Source organism: Phocaeicola sp. (assembly GCF_048170425.1).
Taxonomy (GTDB): Bacteria; Bacteroidota; Bacteroidia; order Bacteroidales; family Bacteroidaceae; genus Phocaeicola.
Window position 1 is genome coordinate 1 of sequence record NZ_DBEXBB010000177.1, and the last position, 17,344, is coordinate 17,344.

General features: G+C 47.7%; 13 protein-coding genes. 10 read left to right on the plus strand and 3 right to left on the minus strand.

Annotated features, from left to right (window positions below):
* Positions 1–301 precede the first annotated feature (301 nt).
* Genes ACMJ0U_RS06885 through ACMJ0U_RS06910 form a run of 6 tightly spaced genes read left to right on the plus strand, consistent with a single transcriptional unit; the run spans position 302 to position 6,377 of the window.
* Positions 302–1,066: an amidohydrolase gene (locus tag ACMJ0U_RS06885; protein ID WP_417129114.1), complete on the plus strand. Its 765-nt coding sequence runs from the start codon at positions 302–304 to the stop codon at positions 1,064–1,066.
* Between the two features lie 12 nt (positions 1,067–1,078).
* On the plus strand, positions 1,079–2,692 hold the full coding sequence (locus ACMJ0U_RS06890) for a thiamine pyrophosphate-dependent enzyme (RefSeq protein ID WP_417129116.1): 1,614 nt from the start codon (positions 1,079–1,081) through the stop codon (positions 2,690–2,692).
* Positions 2,689–3,276, plus strand: a complete 588-nt coding sequence (locus ACMJ0U_RS06895; protein WP_417129118.1) for an indolepyruvate oxidoreductase subunit beta — start codon at positions 2,689–2,691, stop codon at positions 3,274–3,276. The genes ACMJ0U_RS06890 and ACMJ0U_RS06895 overlap by 4 nt, the downstream gene beginning before the upstream one ends.
* 6 nt (positions 3,277–3,282) lie before the next feature.
* Entirely contained in the window at positions 3,283–4,599 is a 1,317-nt protein-coding gene (locus ACMJ0U_RS06900) for an aminotransferase class I/II-fold pyridoxal phosphate-dependent enzyme (RefSeq protein ID WP_417129120.1), read from the plus strand.
* Positions 4,600–4,641: 42 nt separating this feature from the next.
* Complete coding sequence (locus tag ACMJ0U_RS06905; RefSeq protein WP_417129121.1) at positions 4,642–5,943, plus strand: phenylacetate--CoA ligase family protein; 1,302 nt, start codon at positions 4,642–4,644, stop codon at positions 5,941–5,943.
* Between the two features lie 17 nt (positions 5,944–5,960).
* Positions 5,961–6,377, plus strand: a complete 417-nt coding sequence (locus tag ACMJ0U_RS06910) for an amino acid-binding protein (RefSeq protein WP_417129122.1) — start codon at positions 5,961–5,963, stop codon at positions 6,375–6,377.
* A 55-nt stretch (positions 6,378–6,432) separates the two neighbouring features.
* Here the strand turns inward: ACMJ0U_RS06910 and ACMJ0U_RS06915 are convergent, their stop codons facing one another.
* Positions 6,433–8,637, minus strand: a complete 2,205-nt coding sequence (locus ACMJ0U_RS06915; RefSeq protein ID WP_417129123.1) for a sodium-translocating pyrophosphatase — start codon at positions 8,635–8,637, stop codon at positions 6,433–6,435.
* A 471-nt stretch (positions 8,638–9,108) separates the two neighbouring features.
* Here ACMJ0U_RS06915 and ACMJ0U_RS06920 point away from each other — a divergent pair, with 471 nt between their 5' ends.
* From ACMJ0U_RS06920 to ACMJ0U_RS06935, 4 genes are all read left to right on the plus strand, one after another.
* On the plus strand, positions 9,109–11,364 hold the full coding sequence (locus ACMJ0U_RS06920) for an aconitate hydratase (RefSeq protein ID WP_417129125.1): 2,256 nt from the start codon (positions 9,109–9,111) through the stop codon (positions 11,362–11,364).
* Positions 11,361–12,632: an NADP-dependent isocitrate dehydrogenase gene (icd, locus tag ACMJ0U_RS06925; RefSeq protein ID WP_417129126.1), complete on the plus strand. Its 1,272-nt coding sequence runs from the start codon at positions 11,361–11,363 to the stop codon at positions 12,630–12,632. The genes ACMJ0U_RS06920 and icd overlap by 4 nt, the downstream gene beginning before the upstream one ends.
* A gap of 53 nt (positions 12,633–12,685) precedes the next feature.
* Positions 12,686–14,026 (plus strand): citrate/2-methylcitrate synthase, encoded by a 1,341-nt coding sequence (locus tag ACMJ0U_RS06930; RefSeq protein ID WP_417129128.1) that lies wholly within the window; start codon positions 12,686–12,688, stop codon positions 14,024–14,026.
* 130 nt (positions 14,027–14,156) lie between these two features.
* Positions 14,157–15,074, plus strand: a complete 918-nt coding sequence (locus ACMJ0U_RS06935) for a DMT family transporter (protein WP_417129129.1) — start codon at positions 14,157–14,159, stop codon at positions 15,072–15,074.
* A 25-nt stretch (positions 15,075–15,099) separates the two neighbouring features.
* Here the strand turns inward: ACMJ0U_RS06935 and ACMJ0U_RS06940 are convergent, their stop codons facing one another.
* Complete coding sequence (locus ACMJ0U_RS06940) at positions 15,100–16,953, minus strand: YgiQ family radical SAM protein (RefSeq protein WP_417129131.1); 1,854 nt, start codon at positions 16,951–16,953, stop codon at positions 15,100–15,102.
* A 9-nt stretch (positions 16,954–16,962) separates the two neighbouring features.
* Entirely contained in the window at positions 16,963–17,301 is a 339-nt protein-coding gene (locus ACMJ0U_RS06945) for a hypothetical protein (RefSeq protein WP_417129133.1), read from the minus strand.
* Between the last annotated feature and the right edge of the window lie 43 nt (positions 17,302–17,344).

A 17,344-nucleotide genomic window follows, 5' to 3' on the forward strand; every position in this document is an offset into this window, starting at 1 on the left:
TTATAAGGTTCTTTTAGGATAAAAAGCCACGACTCTTTCATGAAAAACAGACAGCAGGCTGGGGTTTTATCATCATGTTCTTGACGTTTTTACCTCGACACGTACGTGACGAGGTCTTGACACGTTCGTGCGGATGTCTCGTCACGTTCGAGTCGAGACCTTGACAGCAACGTGTCGAGGTATTTTTGTATAAGCGTTTGCAAAAATATACAAATACGTATGCCTTTGAAGTATTTTGATGCTAATTTTTGGTTTCTATGATTAATTTGTTACCTTTGGGTGTTTCTAATGAATGAAAAGCATGAAAGTTATTTTACTACAGACAGATATTTGTTGGGCCGATCCTGCAACCAATGTGGCTTACATGGATAAACTCATCAGTGCCCACGCACAAGATACAGACTTGTTTGTTCTTCCGGAAATGTTTTCCACCGGATTTTGTACTTCGCCGGAAGGTATTGCCGAATCATCTGATAGTGCTACCCTTCAGTGGATGAAGCAAAAATCTGCCGAACGTAATTGTGCCATTGCCGGAAGTGTTTCAGTCGAGGAAAATGGAAAGTTCTATAACCGCTTCTACTTTGTGCATCCTGACGGAAACGTGCAGTGGTACAATAAAAAGCATCTGTTTACGTATGGAGGGGAAGACAAGCATTATACGGCCGGACAGGAACGGGTGGTTGTGAACTTCCGTGGCGTTCGTTTCCTGCTGGAGGTCTGCTATGACCTGCGTTTCCCGGTATGGTCACGTAACCGGGGCGATTATGATGCGGCGATTTATGTAGCCAGCTGGCCTTCGCCCAGAGTGGAAGCCTGGAAAGCTTTGCTGCGTGCCCGTGCCATTGAAAACCAGTGCTATGTGCTGGGGGTAAACCGGGTAGGAAAAGATCCTTATTGCGAATATAGCGGTGGAACGGCGGGCATCGACCCGTATGGCAAAACACTTTCTGCCTGTGCGGATGAGGAAGAAGGCTTTGCAGAAGTCATGATTGATACGGAGGAATTGCAGTCGTTCCGGAAAAAATTCCCGGTATTGAACGATGCCGACTCTTTTACACTGAATTAATTTCTATATTATATGAAAAATAAACGCTTATTGTTGGGCGACCAGGCCATTGCGCTGGGAGCCATTCACGCGGGAATTTCGGGAGTGTATGCTTATCCGGGAACTCCCTCTACTGAAATTACGGAATATATTCAAAACTCTCCGATAGCAAAAGAACGTGGTTTGCACAGCAGCTGGTGCACCAATGAAAAAACAGCTATGGAAGCTGCCTTGGGTGTTTCTTATGTAGGGAAACGTGCCTTGGTCTGCATGAAACACGTGGGAATGAACGTCTGTGCCGATGCGTTTGTCAATTCGGCCATTACAGGCGTGAACGGAGGGGTAGTGGTACTGGCTGCTGATGACCCGTCCATGCACTCTTCTCAGAATGAGCAGGATTCCCGTTTTTATGGGAAGTTTGCTTTGATTCCGATGCTGGAACCGTCTTCTCAGCAAGAAGCTTATGACATGATGTCGTATGCATACGACCTCTCGGAACAAATGCGTACACCGGTACTGATGCGTATTACTACCCGCATGGCACATTCCCGTGCGGCGGTCGAAGTGCAGGACTCAGGAAAAGGAGTGACTTGCACAGGGCGTCCGTCGGTGCCTTCTGACTGGGTTCTATTGCCTGGTAATGCCCGCCGCCGTTACGTGGAAGCCATTGCTACTCAGGACAAGCTGCGTGATGAGGCTGAACAGTCTGCATTTAATCGGTTGGCAGGTCAGGAAGGAATGGCTGAGAAAGGAATCGTGGCTTGTGGAATAGGGTACAACTACGTGATGGAAACCTATCCGGATGGATGTCCGTATCCTTTGTTGAAGATTTCACAGTATCCTTTACCGGTAGAAACCTTGACCCGTCTGGCAGACTCTTGCAAAGAGATTCTGGTAGTAGAAGACGGACAGCCTTTTGTAGAGGAACAGTTGAAAGGCATTCTTCCTTCTAAATATGTAGTGAAAGGTCGTTTAAGCGGTGAGTTGCCTCGTACGGGAGAACTGACCCCGGACAATGTACGTCAGGTTCTGGGACTTTCTTGCGAACAGATCTATGCTGCCGCTCAAAATGTAGTTCCTCGTCCTCCCGCCCTGTGCAAGGGATGCGGACACCGTGACGTGTATGATGCCCTGAATAAAGTCGCTGCCGAATATCCGGATGCCAAGATTTTCGGTGACATCGGTTGCTATACATTGGGTGCACTTCCTCCGTTCCGTACGTTAAGCAGTTGCGTGGATATGGGAGCTTCTATCACCATGGCTAAAGGTGCTGCGGATGCGGGCTTGTTCCCGTCCATTGCAGTGATTGGAGACTCTACATTCACTCATTCTGGAATGACGGGTTTGCTGGATGCCGTGAATGATAACTCCAATATTACGGTGGTTATTTCCGACAACTTGACTACTGCCATGACAGGTGGACAGGATTCAGCCGGAACCAATAAGTTTGAAGCCATCTGTCTGGGTTTGGGAGTAGAACCGGAACATGTGCGTGTAGTCGTACCGCTTCCTAAGAACATGGAAGAAATAACCCGTGTCATTCGTGAGGAAATAGAATACAACGGTGTATCCGTCATCATTCCGCGTCGGGAATGTATGCAGACTTTGAACCGGAAACTGAAACAGCAAAAAGCACAGAAACAATGAAAACAGATATAATACTTTCAGGAGTTGGCGGACAGGGAATCTTGTCTATAGCCACGATTATCGGAGAAGCAGCCCTCCATTTAGGGTTGAACTTGAAGCAAGCCGAAGTACACGGAATGAGCCAGCGCGGGGGAGATGTGCAGTCTAACCTTCGTTTGTCGGATGCCCCGATTGCTTCTGACCTGATAGCGTTGGGAACGGCAGATATGATTATCTCGCTGGAACCAATGGAAGCTTTGCGCTACCTGCCGTATCTGTCGAAAGACGGATGGATTATTACTTCGGCTGCTCCTTTCAAAAATATTCCGAATTATCCGGACGAGGAAAAACTGATGCAGGAATTGGAGTCACAGCCTCATGTGGTCGTACTGGATGTGGAAAATCTGGCGAAAGAAAACCACATGCCTAAGTCGGCCAATGTTATTCTGTTAGGGGCCGCAGCTCCTTTCCTGAAAATTCTGGATGCAGAAGTTCTGCGCGAAAGTGTGGGTCGTATTTTTGCCTCAAAAGGGGAAGAAGTGGTACAGATGAACTATCGTGCCTTCGATATAGGTCATGAATATGTAAAACAGTTGAAATTCTGAGAGCCTATGAGTCGCGTGTTTAGTGAAGAGCTGGTAAATTCCGTAGCGAAAGAAATGAAAGTGGCCGATTTGGCCAATGCAACCATAGGGGATGTGTTGCTGGTAGCTTCTCGTCTGGAAGAACTGACGGGTATTCCTTTTATCCGGATGGACCAGGGCTCTCCCGGTCTTCCGGCCAATAAGATAGGTATTGAGGCAGAGAAAAGAGCCCTCGATAGAGGAGTTGGTTCGCAATATCCGGCGGCTGCCGGAGTGGCAGAACTGAAACAGGCAGCGTCTCGTTTCGTGAAAGCGTTTATTGATATTGATATTTCTCCGCGAGCATGTTTGCCCACCACTGGTTCTGTGGCAGCTTCATTTGGTGCCTTTATTGCTTGTACTCAGCGAATCCCGGGAAAGAACAAAGTCTTGTTCATTGATCCGGGTTTCCCGATACAAAAATCCCAGTTGCGTATTTTAGGCATTGAGTGGGAGTTGTTTGACATTCATGATTTCCGTGGTGAACCGCTGCGTGCCAAGTTGGAAAGTTTCCTGTCAAAAGGAGATATTGCCGCTGTGGTATATTCTAACCCTAATAATCCGGCATGGATTTGTCTGGAAGAAAGTGAATTGAAGATTATCGGAGAGCTGGCTACGCAATACGATGTGGTCGTGCTAGAAGACCAGGCTTATTTCTGTATGGACTTCCGCCATGCGTTTGGCCGTCCTTACCAGCCGCCTTTTGTACCTACGGTCGCACGTTATACGGATAATTATATTCTGATGTTGTCGGCATCCAAGATTTTCAGCTATGCCGGCCAGCGTATAGCCTTAGCCTGTGTGTCCGATAAATTATTTGATACGCAGTACCCGGTTCTGGCGGCCCGTTATGAAGATTCGGGTGTATTCGGACCGACTTTTATCGCCTCTATCATGTACATGATTACCTCCGGTTGTACGGCTACTACCCAGTATGCCATGGCCGAAATGTTGGAAAAATCCATTTCAGGAGAAATCAACTTTGTGGAGGATGTACGCGAGTATGAACGTCGGGCATGCCGGATGAAGCAGATTTTCACCGACCACGGTTTCTCTATCGTTTATGATAAGGATGTCACTCAGCAGGTGGGCGATGGCTTCTTTTTTACTTTAGGATACCCAGGAATGACAGGAGGTGAATTGCTGCGGGAACTGATGATGTATGGAGTGAGCAGTATATCCTTGTCTACTACCGGAAGCGAACAGCAAGGAGTAAGAGCCTGCACTTCGCGCATGCGTGAAGAACTTTATCCGGTACTGGAGGAACGTATGAAAGCGTTCCAGGCAGACCATCCGCTGAAATAAGAAATCACAAAACTACTACTGAAATAAAGAAAAACACAGCTTATGATTTGGAATCCGAACAAAGAATGTATGCCGCGTGAACAGATGCGCGAGCTGCAGGGAAAGCGCTTATGCAAACTGGTGCAGTATGTATACCATAATGTACCTTTCTATCGTCATAAAATGCAGGAAATGGACCTGACTCCTGATGATATACGGAGTATAGACGATATTACTAAATTGCCTTTCACTACCAAACAAGATTTACGTGACAATTATCCTTACGGACTGATGGCAGCTCCTTCTTCAGAGGTGGTGCGTGTGCATGCTTCTTCCGGTACGACGGGTAATCCTACGATTGTGGGCTATACACGTCGCGACTTGTCCATCTGGTCGGAAGTGATGTCACGCTGTCTGTCGGCATACGGAGTGACCCGTGACGATACTTTCTCCGTAAGTTATGGCTATGGATTGTTTACCGGAGGATTGGGCGCACATTATGGAGTAGAGAACTTGGGAGCAACTGTTATTCCGGCTTCTACAGGAAATACGGAAAAGCATGTACGTTTGATTCGTGATTTGCACATTACAGGTATTGCCTGTACCCCTTCGTATGCCTTGTATCTGGCAGAGGTGGTAGAAAAGATGGGTATCCGGAAAGAGGAATTAGGACTGCGCATCGGTGCGTTTGGAGCAGAACCTTGGACGGAAAACATGCGTCAGGAAATACAGAACCGTTTGGGCTTGAAAGGATACAATATTTATGGATTAAGTGAGATTATGGGCCCGGGTGTATCTTACGAGTGTCAGGAGCAGTATGGTTCGCACATCAACGAAGACCATTTCTATCCGGAAATTATCGATCCGGTTACGCTTGAGACTCTTCCGTACGGTACGCAGGGAGAACTGGTATTTACCACATTGACCAAAGAAGGTATGCCGTTGTTGCGCTACCGCACGAAAGACCTGACTTCGCTGATTGCCGATGCGTGTCCGTGTGGCCGTACCAGTGTACGCATGACGCCGATTATGGGCCGAAGCGATGATATGCTGATTATCCGTGGTATCAATGTCTTCCCGTCGCAGGTAGAAAGTGTCATCTTGGGCATGAAGGAATTTGAACCGCAATATATGCTGGTGGTAGACCGCAAGAACAACCTGGATACACTGGAAGTGCAGGTAGAAGTGCGTCGTGACTTCTTCAGCGATGATATCGGTTCCATGCTGAAGCTGAAGAAAACACTCTCCGACCGTTTGAAGAGTGTGCTCTCAATCAGTGCAGAAGTCAAACTGGTGGAACCGAATAGCATTGCCCGTAGCCAAGGCAAGTCTAAACGCGTGATTGATAATCGAGTATTGGTGTAATTAAAGGAAGTGAATATATGATAATCAAACAATTATCCGTTTTTTTGGAAAATAAGACCGGAAGAATCAACGATGTAGTGCATACTTTGGGAGCAAATGGCATCAATATGCATGCCTTTAGTATGGCTGAAACAACCGATTTTGGTATTCTGCGACTGATTGTTTCTGATGTGGACAAAGCAGTGGAAGTATTACGTGAAAAGAACTTTGCCGTGATGTCGACCGATGTGGTTTGTCTTTCATGTGCCAATGTGCCCGGTTCGTTGGCAGTGGTATTGGAATACCTGGCTGAGGAGCAGATTTTCATTGAGTATATGTATGCCTTTGCACAAGCCGATCAGGCTCATGTGGTTATCAAGCCGAATGACATGTCACAGTGTCTGAAAGTGCTTGAGGCACATAATTGTCATGTGCTGGCAAAAGATGAATTGTAAACTCTATATGTAAATTCCCCCGTCACGGTTTAGGTTGGCGGGGGAATTTTTTATGTTAGAACAAACTCCATGAAACGGTGAGTCCGGCCATGACGATGGCTACCATGCTCATCAGTTTTATCAGGATGTTCAGGCTGGGACCGGAGGTGTCTTTGAACGGGTCGCCTACCGTATCGCCTACCACGGTCGCCCGGTGTACTTCGCTACCTTTTCCGCCAAAGTTTCCTTCTTCCACGTATTTCTTTGCATTGTCCCATGCACCTCCGGAGTTGGCCATAAAAATAGCCAGAATGAAACCAGAAGAAAGTCCTCCTATCAACAGTCCGATGACACCTGGCACACCGAACAGCAGACCTGTCACAATGGGGGCGATGATGGCCAACAGAGAAGGAAATACCATTTCTTTTTGTGCTCCGAATGTAGATATCTGTACGCAACGTGCGTAGTCTGGTTCAGTCTTACCTTCCAGAATCCCTTTGATTTCACGGAACTGCCGGCGTACTTCTTCCACCATGTGAGCAGCGGCTCTTCCTACCGCATTCATGGTTAGTCCGCAGAACAGGAAGGCCATCATGCTACCGATAAACATCCCCGAAATCACCTTCGGATTCATCAGTGTGACATCGTAGAACATCATGAAGTCCGTGAATCCGGCTTCCTGAATCATCACCTCCAGTCCGTTGGGAAGTTCCAGTACGGTAGTGCCGATACGTTCCAGTCCGATACGTATTTCTTCAATGTAAGATGCCAAGAGCGCCAGTCCGGTCAGAGCGGCAGAACCGATGGCAAACCCTTTTCCTGTAGCTGCTGTGGTGTTGCCCAATGAGTCTAGTGCATCCGTGCGTTTGCGAACTTCCGCTCCCAGGCCACTCATTTCGGCATTACCGCCTGCATTGTCGGCAATCGGTCCGTAGGCGTCCGTAGCCAGTGTGATGCCCAGTGTGGACAACATACCCACGGCAGCAATACCGATACCATAGAGCCCCATGCTGATGTTGGTAAAATCGAATCCTGAAGCCAGCCAGTAGGAAAGGATGATACCGGCCACTACTGCGATGACTGGAATCGTAGTAGATACCATTCCCAGTCCGATGCCTGAAATGATAACAGTAGCCGGACCTGTTTTTCCGCTTTCTGCCAGTTTTTGCGTGGGTTTGTAAGATTGAGAAGTATAGAATTCAGTAGACTGTCCGATGACAATTCCCACAATCAGTCCGATGATGACAGCCAGTGAGATATACAGCCAGTTGTCAATCTGTAGCAGCCACAGAATGCTGAAGGTGGCAAGAACAATCAGTCCCGCACTGAGGTTCGTACCTGTAGATAAAGCCCTGAGCAATTCTCTCATGCCTGCGTTTTCCTTGGTACGTACGGCAAAAATACCGATGATGGACAAGATGATACCTACGGCTGCAATCAGCATCGGAGCGATGACTGCCTTAAACTGCATAGAGGTATCTCCAGTACCGATGTAGGCGGCTGCTCCCAAGGCTGCGGTAGCTAAAATAGAACCACAGTAGGATTCGTATAGGTCGGCTCCCATTCCGGCCACGTCTCCCACGTTGTCGCCTACATTGTCGGCGATAGTGGCCGGGTTGCGCGGGTCGTCTTCCGGAATACCTGCTTCTACTTTCCCTACCAGGTCAGCTCCCACATCGGCGGCCTTTGTATAAATCCCACCTCCTACACGGGCAAACAAAGCTTGGGTGGAGGCGCCCATTCCGAAAGTCAGCATCGTGGTGGTGATGACACATAACTTGGCAGTGGGATTCAGTGCATCTTCCGGAATGCAGAAATCCAATAGCAGGTACCAGAAGGAGATGTCGAACAATCCCAGTCCTACGACCACAAGTCCCATAACCGCTCCACTACGAAATGCTACCTTCAATCCTTTGTTCAGTGAGTTGCGTGCGGCATTTGCCGTACGTGCGGAAGCATACGTAGCGGTTTTCATGCCTAAATAACCCGACAGACCGGAGAAGAAACCTCCAGTGAGGAAGGCTACGGGTACCCAATGGTTTTGTAAGTTGAACCCATAGGCCATGATGGCAAATAAGGCAGCCATTCCGATAAATACAAGGGTAACTATTTTATATTGTTGTTTCAGGTAAGACATGGCTCCTTTCCGGACATACGATGCAATACGTGCCATGGTAGGTGTACCTTCGCTTTCCTGCTTCATTTGCCGGTAGAAATATCCGGCAAGTGCCAATGCCAGCAGCGATGCTGCCGGAATCAGCCAGAATAGATATGTTCCCATAATATATAGTTAAATAAGAGTTTCTTCAAACTTACAAAAAATCCCGAAGAAAACGAATAAAATGCGGGAGATTCTACTGGCAGAAAAGGCGGATAATTTGGCTTTTATGTGATGGCTCTGCTTTTTTCTAAATTCGGTAAGTTTATTCGGAAACTTTTCAAGGTTTTTTATGTTTCCCGTCGCGGAACCGTATGTTTTCCGTTCGGGAACCCTACGTTTTTGCGACGGGAAACATAGGGTTTGCAGTAGGAAACGTAGAAAACGAACAAGGAAAATAGCAAGAATATGCAGGTAATTTTCAATTTAAGGATAATGACGTGTCAAAAAGTTTTCCGGAATGCGGTAAAAACCAGCCCTCTGTTATAAAGGAATGAGGTTTTGTGGCAGATTGTTGTTTTTTATTTGATATAAGTGTGATATTGTGAGATATTTTCAATATATTTGCGTACGAAGTTATAAAAGATTGTTCAGATGATTTACGACATGGAAATGCAGAAGACGTTCTATGCGTCGTATGCAGAAAAAGTAGAAAAGGCCCGTAAGAAACTGGGGCGTGCCATGACTTTGGCTGAAAAAATATTGTATGCACATTTATACGACGAAAACACGGTGGCGGCTTTTCGTCGGGGAGAAGAATATGTCAATTTCCGCCCAGACCGTGTGGCCATGCAGGATGCTACGGCTCAGATGGCGTTGTTGCAGTTCATGAATGCGGGGAAATCTGTTTCAGCTGTTCCTGCTACCGTACATTGCGACCATTTGATTCAAGCATATAAAGGAGTCGAAGAGGATTTGCCTTCTGCTTGCACTACTAATAAAGAGGTATATGATTTCCTGAGGAGTGTGGCTTCGAAATACGGTATCGGGTTCTGGAAACCGGGAGCTGGCATCATTCATCAGGTGGTGCTCGAGAACTATGCGTTTCCGGGTGGAATGATGGTAGGAACCGACTCACATACACCGAATGCCGGTGGATTGGGCATGATTGCCATTGGTGTGGGTGGTGCCGATGCGGTGGATGTGATGACGGGCATGGAATGGGAACTGAAGATGCCGAAACTGATTGGTGTGAAGCTGACTGGTGCGCTGAACGGATGGGCTTCACCGAAAGACGTGATTTTGAAACTGGCAGGTATTCTCACCGTGAAGGGAGGAACGAATGCCATTATTGAATATTTCGGGGAGGGAACTCGCTCTCTGTCTGCTACCGGAAAGGCTACTATTTGTAACATGGGGGCCGAGGTAGGAGCTACGACTTCTGTTTTCCCCTATGATGAGGAAATGAAGCGCTACCTTTGCGCTACCGGACGTGAAGAAATTGCCGCACTGGCTGAGGCTCATGCGGCTGACCTGCGGGCGGATGCGGAAGTAGCACAGCAGCCGGAAAAATATTACGACCGTTTGATTGAAATAGACCTTTCTGCACTGGAACCGTATGTGAACGGACCGTTTACGCCCGATGCGGCTTGCCCGGTATCGGAGTTTGCTGACCGTGTGAAGAAGGAAGGATTTCCCCAGAAAATGGAAGTGGGGTTGATAGGTTCTTGTACCAACTCGTCTTATCAGGACTTGAGCCGTGCGGCTTCAGTAGCTCGTCAGGTAAAGGCAAAAGGTCTGAAGATGCAGGCTTCATTGATTATCAATCCGGGTTCGGAGCAGGTGTACTGTACGGCCCAGCGTGACGGTATGATTGAGGATTTGAAGAGCATCGGCGGTGTGGTGATGACCAATGCCTGCGGTCCTTGCATCGGGCAGTGGAAGCGTGTGACCGACAATCCGCTTCGGGCCAATTCTATCGTGACTTCGTTCAACCGTAACTTTGCCAAGCGTGCCGACGGCAATCCGAACACGCATGCGTTCATCGCTTCGCCGGAAATGGCTGTGGCGTTTGCCATTGCGGGTGACTTGTGCTTTAATCCGCTGACGGATACCTTGAAGAATGAGAAGGGAGAAGAGGTCAGACTTGATCCGCCGACAGGGGAAACATTGCCGCTGAAAGGATTTACGGTAGATGACAATGGCTACGTGGCTCCTTCGGCCGACGGAGGACAGGTGGAAGTGACCATTCAGCCGGACTCACAGCGTTTGCAGAAACTGGAACCGTTTGCGGCATGGAATGGAGAAGACTTCATGGAACTTCCGCTACTGATAAAGACGCAGGGAAAATGTACAACCGACCACATCTCTATGGCCGGACCGTGGTTGCGTTTCCGCGGACATCTGGAGAATATTTCCGATAACATGTTGATGGGGGCTGTCAATGCATTCAATGGTAAGACTAACTGCGTATGGAATCAGCTGACTGGCGAGTATGAAGCCGTTTCGGCAGTGGCCAAGCAGTACAAGGCAAAGGGCATGGGCTCTATTGTAGTGGCAGAAGAAAATTATGGAGAGGGTTCTAGCCGTGAACATGCGGCCATGGAACCGCGCTTCTTGAATGTGCGGGTAATTTTGGCCAAGAGCTTTGCCCGTATTCACGAAACAAACCTGAAGAAACAGGGGATGCTGGCACTGACCTTTGCCGATAAGAACGATTATGATAAGGTGCGTGAACACGACCGGATTTCCATCTTGGGATTGCAACGCTTTGCTCCGGGTAAACCGTTGCATGCCGTATTGACGCACGAAGACGGCACGACAGAAACTTTCGAAGTACTTCATACTTATAATGAAATGCAAATTAACTGGTTTAAGGCCGGTTCAGCCTTGAACACCTTTAAAAAATGAGAAACATGAGCAACAAAATGTATATGCAAGACGGGAAACTGGTGGTTCCCGATTACGTAGTGATTCCTTTTATCGAAGGGGATGGAGTCGGAGCAGAAATTACTCCGGTTTGTCAGAAAATTGTCAATACAGCGGTAGAATTGGCCTACGTGGGCAAGCGCCGCATTGAATGGAAAGAGGTACTGGCCGGCGGAAAGGCTTTTGAGCAGACCGGCGAGTGGTTGCCGGAGGCTACGCTGGAAGCTTTCAAGGAGTATCTGGTAGGTATCAAAGGTCCGTTGACCACTCCGGTGGGCGGTGGTATCCGTTCCCTGAACGTGGCTTTGCGTCAGACACTCGATTTGTATGTTTGCCTGCGTCCGGTACGTTGGTTCAAAGGAGTGGTTTCTCCGGTGAAAGAACCGCACAAGGTGAACATGCACATTTTCCGCGAAAATACGGAAGATATTTATGCAGGTATTGAGTGGGAACAAGGTACACCGGAAGCACAGAAGTTCTATGCCTTCCTTCGTGATGAGATGGGGGTGACCAAGGTGCGCTTCCCGGAAACCTCTTCATTTGGCGTGAAGCCTGTATCGAAGGAAGGTACCCGGCGGCTGGTACGTGCGGCCATAGAATACGCGTTGCAACACGGTTTGCCCTCGGTGACACTGGTACACAAGGGAAATATCATGAAATTTACAGAAGGAGGTTTCAAGCGCTGGGGATACGAAGTAGCTGAAACCGAATTCAAGGACCAGACTTTCACCATGAACGAATATGACCGTTTGAAGAAAGAGCTGGGTGAAGAGTCTGCCAAGGCTGCCGTAGCCAAAGCCATCAACGATGGAAAAGTGGTGGTGAAGGATTGTATTGCGGATGCTTTTCTACAAAATACCCTGCTCATTCCGGAAGAATATTCGGTCATTGCGACGCTGAATCTGAACGGCGATTATGTGTCCGACCAGCTGGCAGCCATGGTGGGTGGTATTGGTATTGCGCCGGGGGCAAACATCAACTACAAGAGCGGGCATGCCATCTTTGAAGCTACTCACGGCACGGCACCGAACATTGCCGGAAAGAATGTGGTGAATCCGTGTTCCTTGCTGCTCTCTTCTGTCATGATGCTGGAGTACATGGGCTGGAAAGAAGCTGCCCAATTGATTGTGAATGCCTTGGAGAAAGCTTTCTCGAAAGGGGAGGCCACTCATGATTTGGCGCGTTTCATGCCGAATGGCCACGCGTTGGGCACGAATGAATTTGGACAGGAAATCATTTCTTTGCTGTAATAGTCGGAGGATTTTCCTGTCGGAGTGTTTTTAATGGATAAAAAGAGAAGTTTATGAAGAAAGAATATATAGTTTACAAGCTTTCAGAGTGTGCCAAGCAGGCATGCCGCATCGACAATGAATTGTTCACGAAATATAATGTAAAGCGAGGTTTGCGTAACGAAGATGGGACGGGTGTGCTTGTGGGATTGACAAAGATTGGTAATGTGGTGGGCTATGAACGTACTGACCAGGGATTGAAGGCTATTCCGGGTAAGCTGTTCTATCGCGGATACGATTTGGATGACATTGCCCATGCCTTGCTGCGCGAGAAACGCTTTGGCTTTGAGGAAGTGGCTTACCTGTTGTTGTCGGGTGAACTTCCGGACAGCGAACAGCTGGCCTCATTCAAGGAACTCATCAATGACAACATGCCGCTGGACAAGAAGACTACGATGAATATTATCGATTTGGAGGGACAAAACATCATGAACATTCTGGCACGTAGCGTGCTTGAAATGTATACTTTCGATCCGAATCCGGATGATATTTCACGCGACAATCTTATGCGCCAGTCTATCGAACTGATTTCAAAGTTCCCGACCATTATTGCGTATGCCTATAACATATACCGTCACAGTACGCACGGGCGTTCTTTGCATATCCGTCATCCGCACGAAAACTTGTCGCTGGCCGAAAACTTCCTTTACATGATTAAGAAAGAATACACTCCGTTGGAAGCGCGTATGCTCGACTTGCTGCTGGTACTTCAGGCAGAGCATGGAGGTGGTAACAACTCTACGTTTACGGTACGTGTCACCAGTTCTACCCGTACGGATACGTATTCCAGTATTGCGGCCGGAATCGGTTCGTTGAAAGGTCCTTTGCATGGTGGTGCCAACATTCAGGTGGTCAAGATGTTCCATCACCTGAAAGAGGTGATTTCTGATTGGACGAATGTGGACGAAATCGATACGTATCTGATTCGTATGCTAAATAAGGAAGCGTACGATGGCAGTGGACTGATTTACGGTATCGGTCATGCAGTGTACACTATTTCCGATCCGCGTGCCGTATTGCTGAAAGAACTGGCTGGTGAACTGGTGGCTGAAAAGGGATGTGAGAAGGAATTTGCCTTCCTTGAACTGCTGGAACAACGTGCCATTGAATGTTTCAAGAAAGTGAAGGGAACCAAGAAACAGGTTTGCTCGAATGTGGATTTTTATTCAGGCTTTATCTACGAACTGATGGGTTTGCCGCATGAAATCTATACACCGCTGTTTGCCATGGCCCGTATTGTGGGATGGACGGCACACCGTATTGAGGAACTGAATTTCGAAGGCCGTCGTATTATCCGTCCGGCATACAAGAACGTGTTGGAGGAAGTGGATTACAAGCCGATAGGAGAACGGTAAAAGTTCTGGTGATTTTATATGGAGGAGGCGACAGAAACCCGATAAGAGGTATCTGCCGCCTCTTTCTTTTTGCATGGAATGTCAGTCAAATTGTGTACCTTTGCGGCACTTCATCGTAAAATCTGAAAATATGAATGGGTTGAAAGGTTTTTTCTATGGGATTGCCACTTCTGTGACGTTTGGTTTGATACCCTTGTTTACGCTGCCTCTGATGCAGAAAGGGATGGTATTTGATTCTATTCTTTTTTATCGTTTTCTCTTTGCCACCTTTGCATTGGGGGGCATGATGAAACTGAAAAAGGAGTCATTTCACATAGAGAGCCGTGATATTCCGATGTTTCTTTTGTTGGGACTGCTGTACACGGGTTCGGCCATGTTCTTGTTCTGGGGATATGGGTTTATGGGAGCCGGGGTGGCCACGACACTTCATTTTACGTATCCCGTGTTTGTGACTTTGCTAATGTTGGTTTTGTTCCGTGAGAAAGCCTCCTGGGTAACGTGGGCAGCTATTTTGCTGGCAATATATGGAGTATCGGAACTTTCGCTGAAGGGAGATGAGTTATCGGCCGATGCAATGGGAGTAATTATTGTTTTGCTTTCAGCTGTATGTTATGCAGGTTACATTGTAGCAGTCAATAAATCAAGATTGCGTGATATGAGCGGGCGGAAATTGGCTTTTTACGTATTTATCGTAAGTACGGTGCTGTTTGCCATAAAGGCGTTGACCAATCAGGGTATACAGCCGGTGCCGGATGCAGTCTCAATTGGAAATCTGTTGTTGCTGGCAGTGGTACCTACTGTAATTTCCAATATAACTTTGGTCTTGGCCGTACAGAATATCGGGGGGACAATGACTGCGGTATTGGGGGCCATGGAACCAGTGACGGCAGTGTGTATTGGTGCCTTGGTTTTTGGTGAAGATTTTACGATGCAGGAAGGATGGGGTATATTCCTTATCTTGGTGGCCGTTACCTTGATTGTGCTGACCCGGACCATTCAGAAAAGTTTGTCGGCGGTAGTACGTAAGATTCGTCCGCGTCATGCTTGACACGGACGAATCTTACGGTGGGAAATCATGATTTCCCGTATAGTTTGTTGATAAGGTCGCTTCGGCCTATTCTTCTCAATTCGTTGATTATGGCCTTCCGTTCCTCGGGTTTATACCAGAAAAAGAACATACGTTGGGCCAGTTTCTCCCGAGGAGTCTTGGCCGAGAATACCGGTTCCAGTGTGTAGGGATGTACGCCTGTGTACCATGCTTCCGTGGAGACGGTCATGGGGGTAGGCGTAAAGTCCTGTACCTGTTCCAGATGGAAATCCAGTTTCTTGGTGATGACCGCCAGTTCAGCCATGTCTTCTTCCGTGCAGCCAGGGTGACTGCTGATGAAGTAGGGGATAATCTGTTGCCTCAGTCCTGCTTCCTTATTGATTTTGTCGAAAATACGCTTGAACTCATAGAACTGTTCGAACGGTGGCTTGCGCATCAGGTAAAGCACTTTGTCGCTGGTATGTTCCGGGGCCACTTTCAGTCGGCCGCTTACATGGCGTGTAATCAGCTCACGGGTGTATTCCTTGGTACTCTGGTTGGTCTTTGCATCTTTGCTCTGATGCAGAAGCAGGTCGTAGCGCACTCCACTGCCGATAAAGCTTTTCTTGATACCCGGCAAACTGTCTACTGCGTGATATATATCCAGCAACGGCTGGTGGTCGGTATTCAGGTTTGGGCAAACTTTCGGGTGGATGCACGACGGACGTTTACAGCGGCGGCAAAGGGCCGTATCTTTTCCTCCCATCTGGTACATGTTGGCCGAAGGTCCTCCCAAATCACTCAGATACCCTTTGAAGTCGGGCATTTCAGCGATGACTTTCACTTCCTTGAGAATACTATCCTTGCTTCGGCTGACAATGAATTTTCCCTGATGAGCCGAGATGGTACAGAAAGCACATCCGCCAAAGCATCCCCGGTGGATGTTGACAGAGAACTTAATCATTTCATAGGCCGGAATCCGCTTGTTCTTGTATTTAGGATGCGGAAGGCGGGTATAAGGCAGGTCGAACGACATGTCCAGTTCTCCTTGCGTCATGGGAGGATAGGGCGGATTGGTGACTACTGTCTGCTTTCCTACCTGCTGAAGGATACGGGCTGCTGCATAGCGGTTGGATTCTTCTTCGATGTGCCGGAAGTTTTGTGCCTGTTTTTTCTTATCCTTCAAACATTCTTCATGCGAATAGAGCGTCAGGTCACCTTGTCCGTTCTGATTTTCCGGCAAAGCAGCTGCCTCTTTCTGTGGAATCAGGTAGGCTGTTTGTGGAATGTCGTGTGGTAAGTCTCCTGTGTGAATTTCTCCCTCCACATCAAGCAACCGTTCGCTCAGTTCCGTAATGGGCTTTTCTCCCATTCCGTAAATAAGCAGGTCGGCTCCTGATTCTACTAAGATGGAAGGACGTAATTTTTCTTCCCAATAATCATAGTGTGTCAGGCGCCGGAGAGAAGCTTCAATGCCGCCTAAAACGACCGGTACGTCGGGATACAGCTTTTTCAGAATCTGCGTATAGACAATGCTGGGATACTCCGGACGCATGTCATGGCGTCCGTCGGGTGTATAAGCATCTTCACTTCTCAGCCGTCGGTTAGCGGTATACTTGTTGACCATGCTGTCCATGCATCCGGCAGATACGCCAAAGAACAGTCTTGGTCTTCCCAGTTTCTTGAAGTCACGCAGGTCATCGCGCCAGTTGGGCTGGGGGATGATGGCAACTTTCAGTCCTTTGGCTTCGAGCATCCGTCCGATGACGGCAGCACCGAAAGAAGGGTGATCTACATACGCATCTCCACTGAAAATGATGACGTCAAGTTCGTTCCATCCTCTCAGTTCGGCCTCTTTTTTGGTGGTAGGCAACCAGTCTGTCAGCTTGTATTCTTTCAAGGCGTTTCTTTAATTGTGGTTTTCTTCAGTTTCTTCTTGTTCGACTTTCTCTTCTTTTTCTCGGTCCCATTTGAGATAAAGAAGGATGAGCTGGTGTAAGCCGAACGCTTTCATGTTATTGTGATAAATTACATCAATGCACAGGTCGAGCAAATCCTTGCTGTTTTCTTCCATGGATGCAATAAGCGAACGAATGTTCAGTTTCAGTTTGTCGAGCACAGTTTCATCCACAATTCCGTTGCTGTCAATAAGTTGTTGGAAGAGTGAATATTTTTCAATGGTTTCCAGATGTTTCTCAGAAATTTCCATGCTGCGTGTGCCGGAAGCGTTGGTCTGTATAGTATACATAATATGATAATTTTAAAGTTTATGTAACAAAGGTATTTTTTTT

Coding starts and splice junctions, on each gene's coding strand:
- ACMJ0U_RS06885 (WP_417129114.1), top strand. CDS start 302: ATGAAAGTTATTTTACTACAGACAGATATTTGTTGGGCCGATCCTGCA.
- ACMJ0U_RS06890 (WP_417129116.1), top strand. CDS start 1,079: ATGAAAAATAAACGCTTATTGTTGGGCGACCAGGCCATTGCGCTGGGA.
- ACMJ0U_RS06895 (WP_417129118.1), top strand. CDS start 2,689: ATGAAAACAGATATAATACTTTCAGGAGTTGGCGGACAGGGAATCTTG.
- ACMJ0U_RS06900 (WP_417129120.1), top strand. CDS start 3,283: ATGAGTCGCGTGTTTAGTGAAGAGCTGGTAAATTCCGTAGCGAAAGAA.
- ACMJ0U_RS06905 (WP_417129121.1), top strand. CDS start 4,642: ATGATTTGGAATCCGAACAAAGAATGTATGCCGCGTGAACAGATGCGC.
- ACMJ0U_RS06910 (WP_417129122.1), top strand. CDS start 5,961: ATGATAATCAAACAATTATCCGTTTTTTTGGAAAATAAGACCGGAAGA.
- ACMJ0U_RS06915 (WP_417129123.1), bottom strand. CDS start 8,637: ATGGGAACATATCTATTCTGGCTGATTCCGGCAGCATCGCTGCTGGCA.
- ACMJ0U_RS06920 (WP_417129125.1), top strand. CDS start 9,109: ATGATTTACGACATGGAAATGCAGAAGACGTTCTATGCGTCGTATGCA.
- icd (WP_417129126.1), top strand. CDS start 11,361: ATGAGAAACATGAGCAACAAAATGTATATGCAAGACGGGAAACTGGTG.
- ACMJ0U_RS06930 (WP_417129128.1), top strand. CDS start 12,686: ATGAAGAAAGAATATATAGTTTACAAGCTTTCAGAGTGTGCCAAGCAG.
- ACMJ0U_RS06935 (WP_417129129.1), top strand. CDS start 14,157: ATGAATGGGTTGAAAGGTTTTTTCTATGGGATTGCCACTTCTGTGACG.
- ACMJ0U_RS06945 (WP_417129133.1), bottom strand. CDS start 17,301: ATGTATACTATACAGACCAACGCTTCCGGCACACGCAGCATGGAAATT.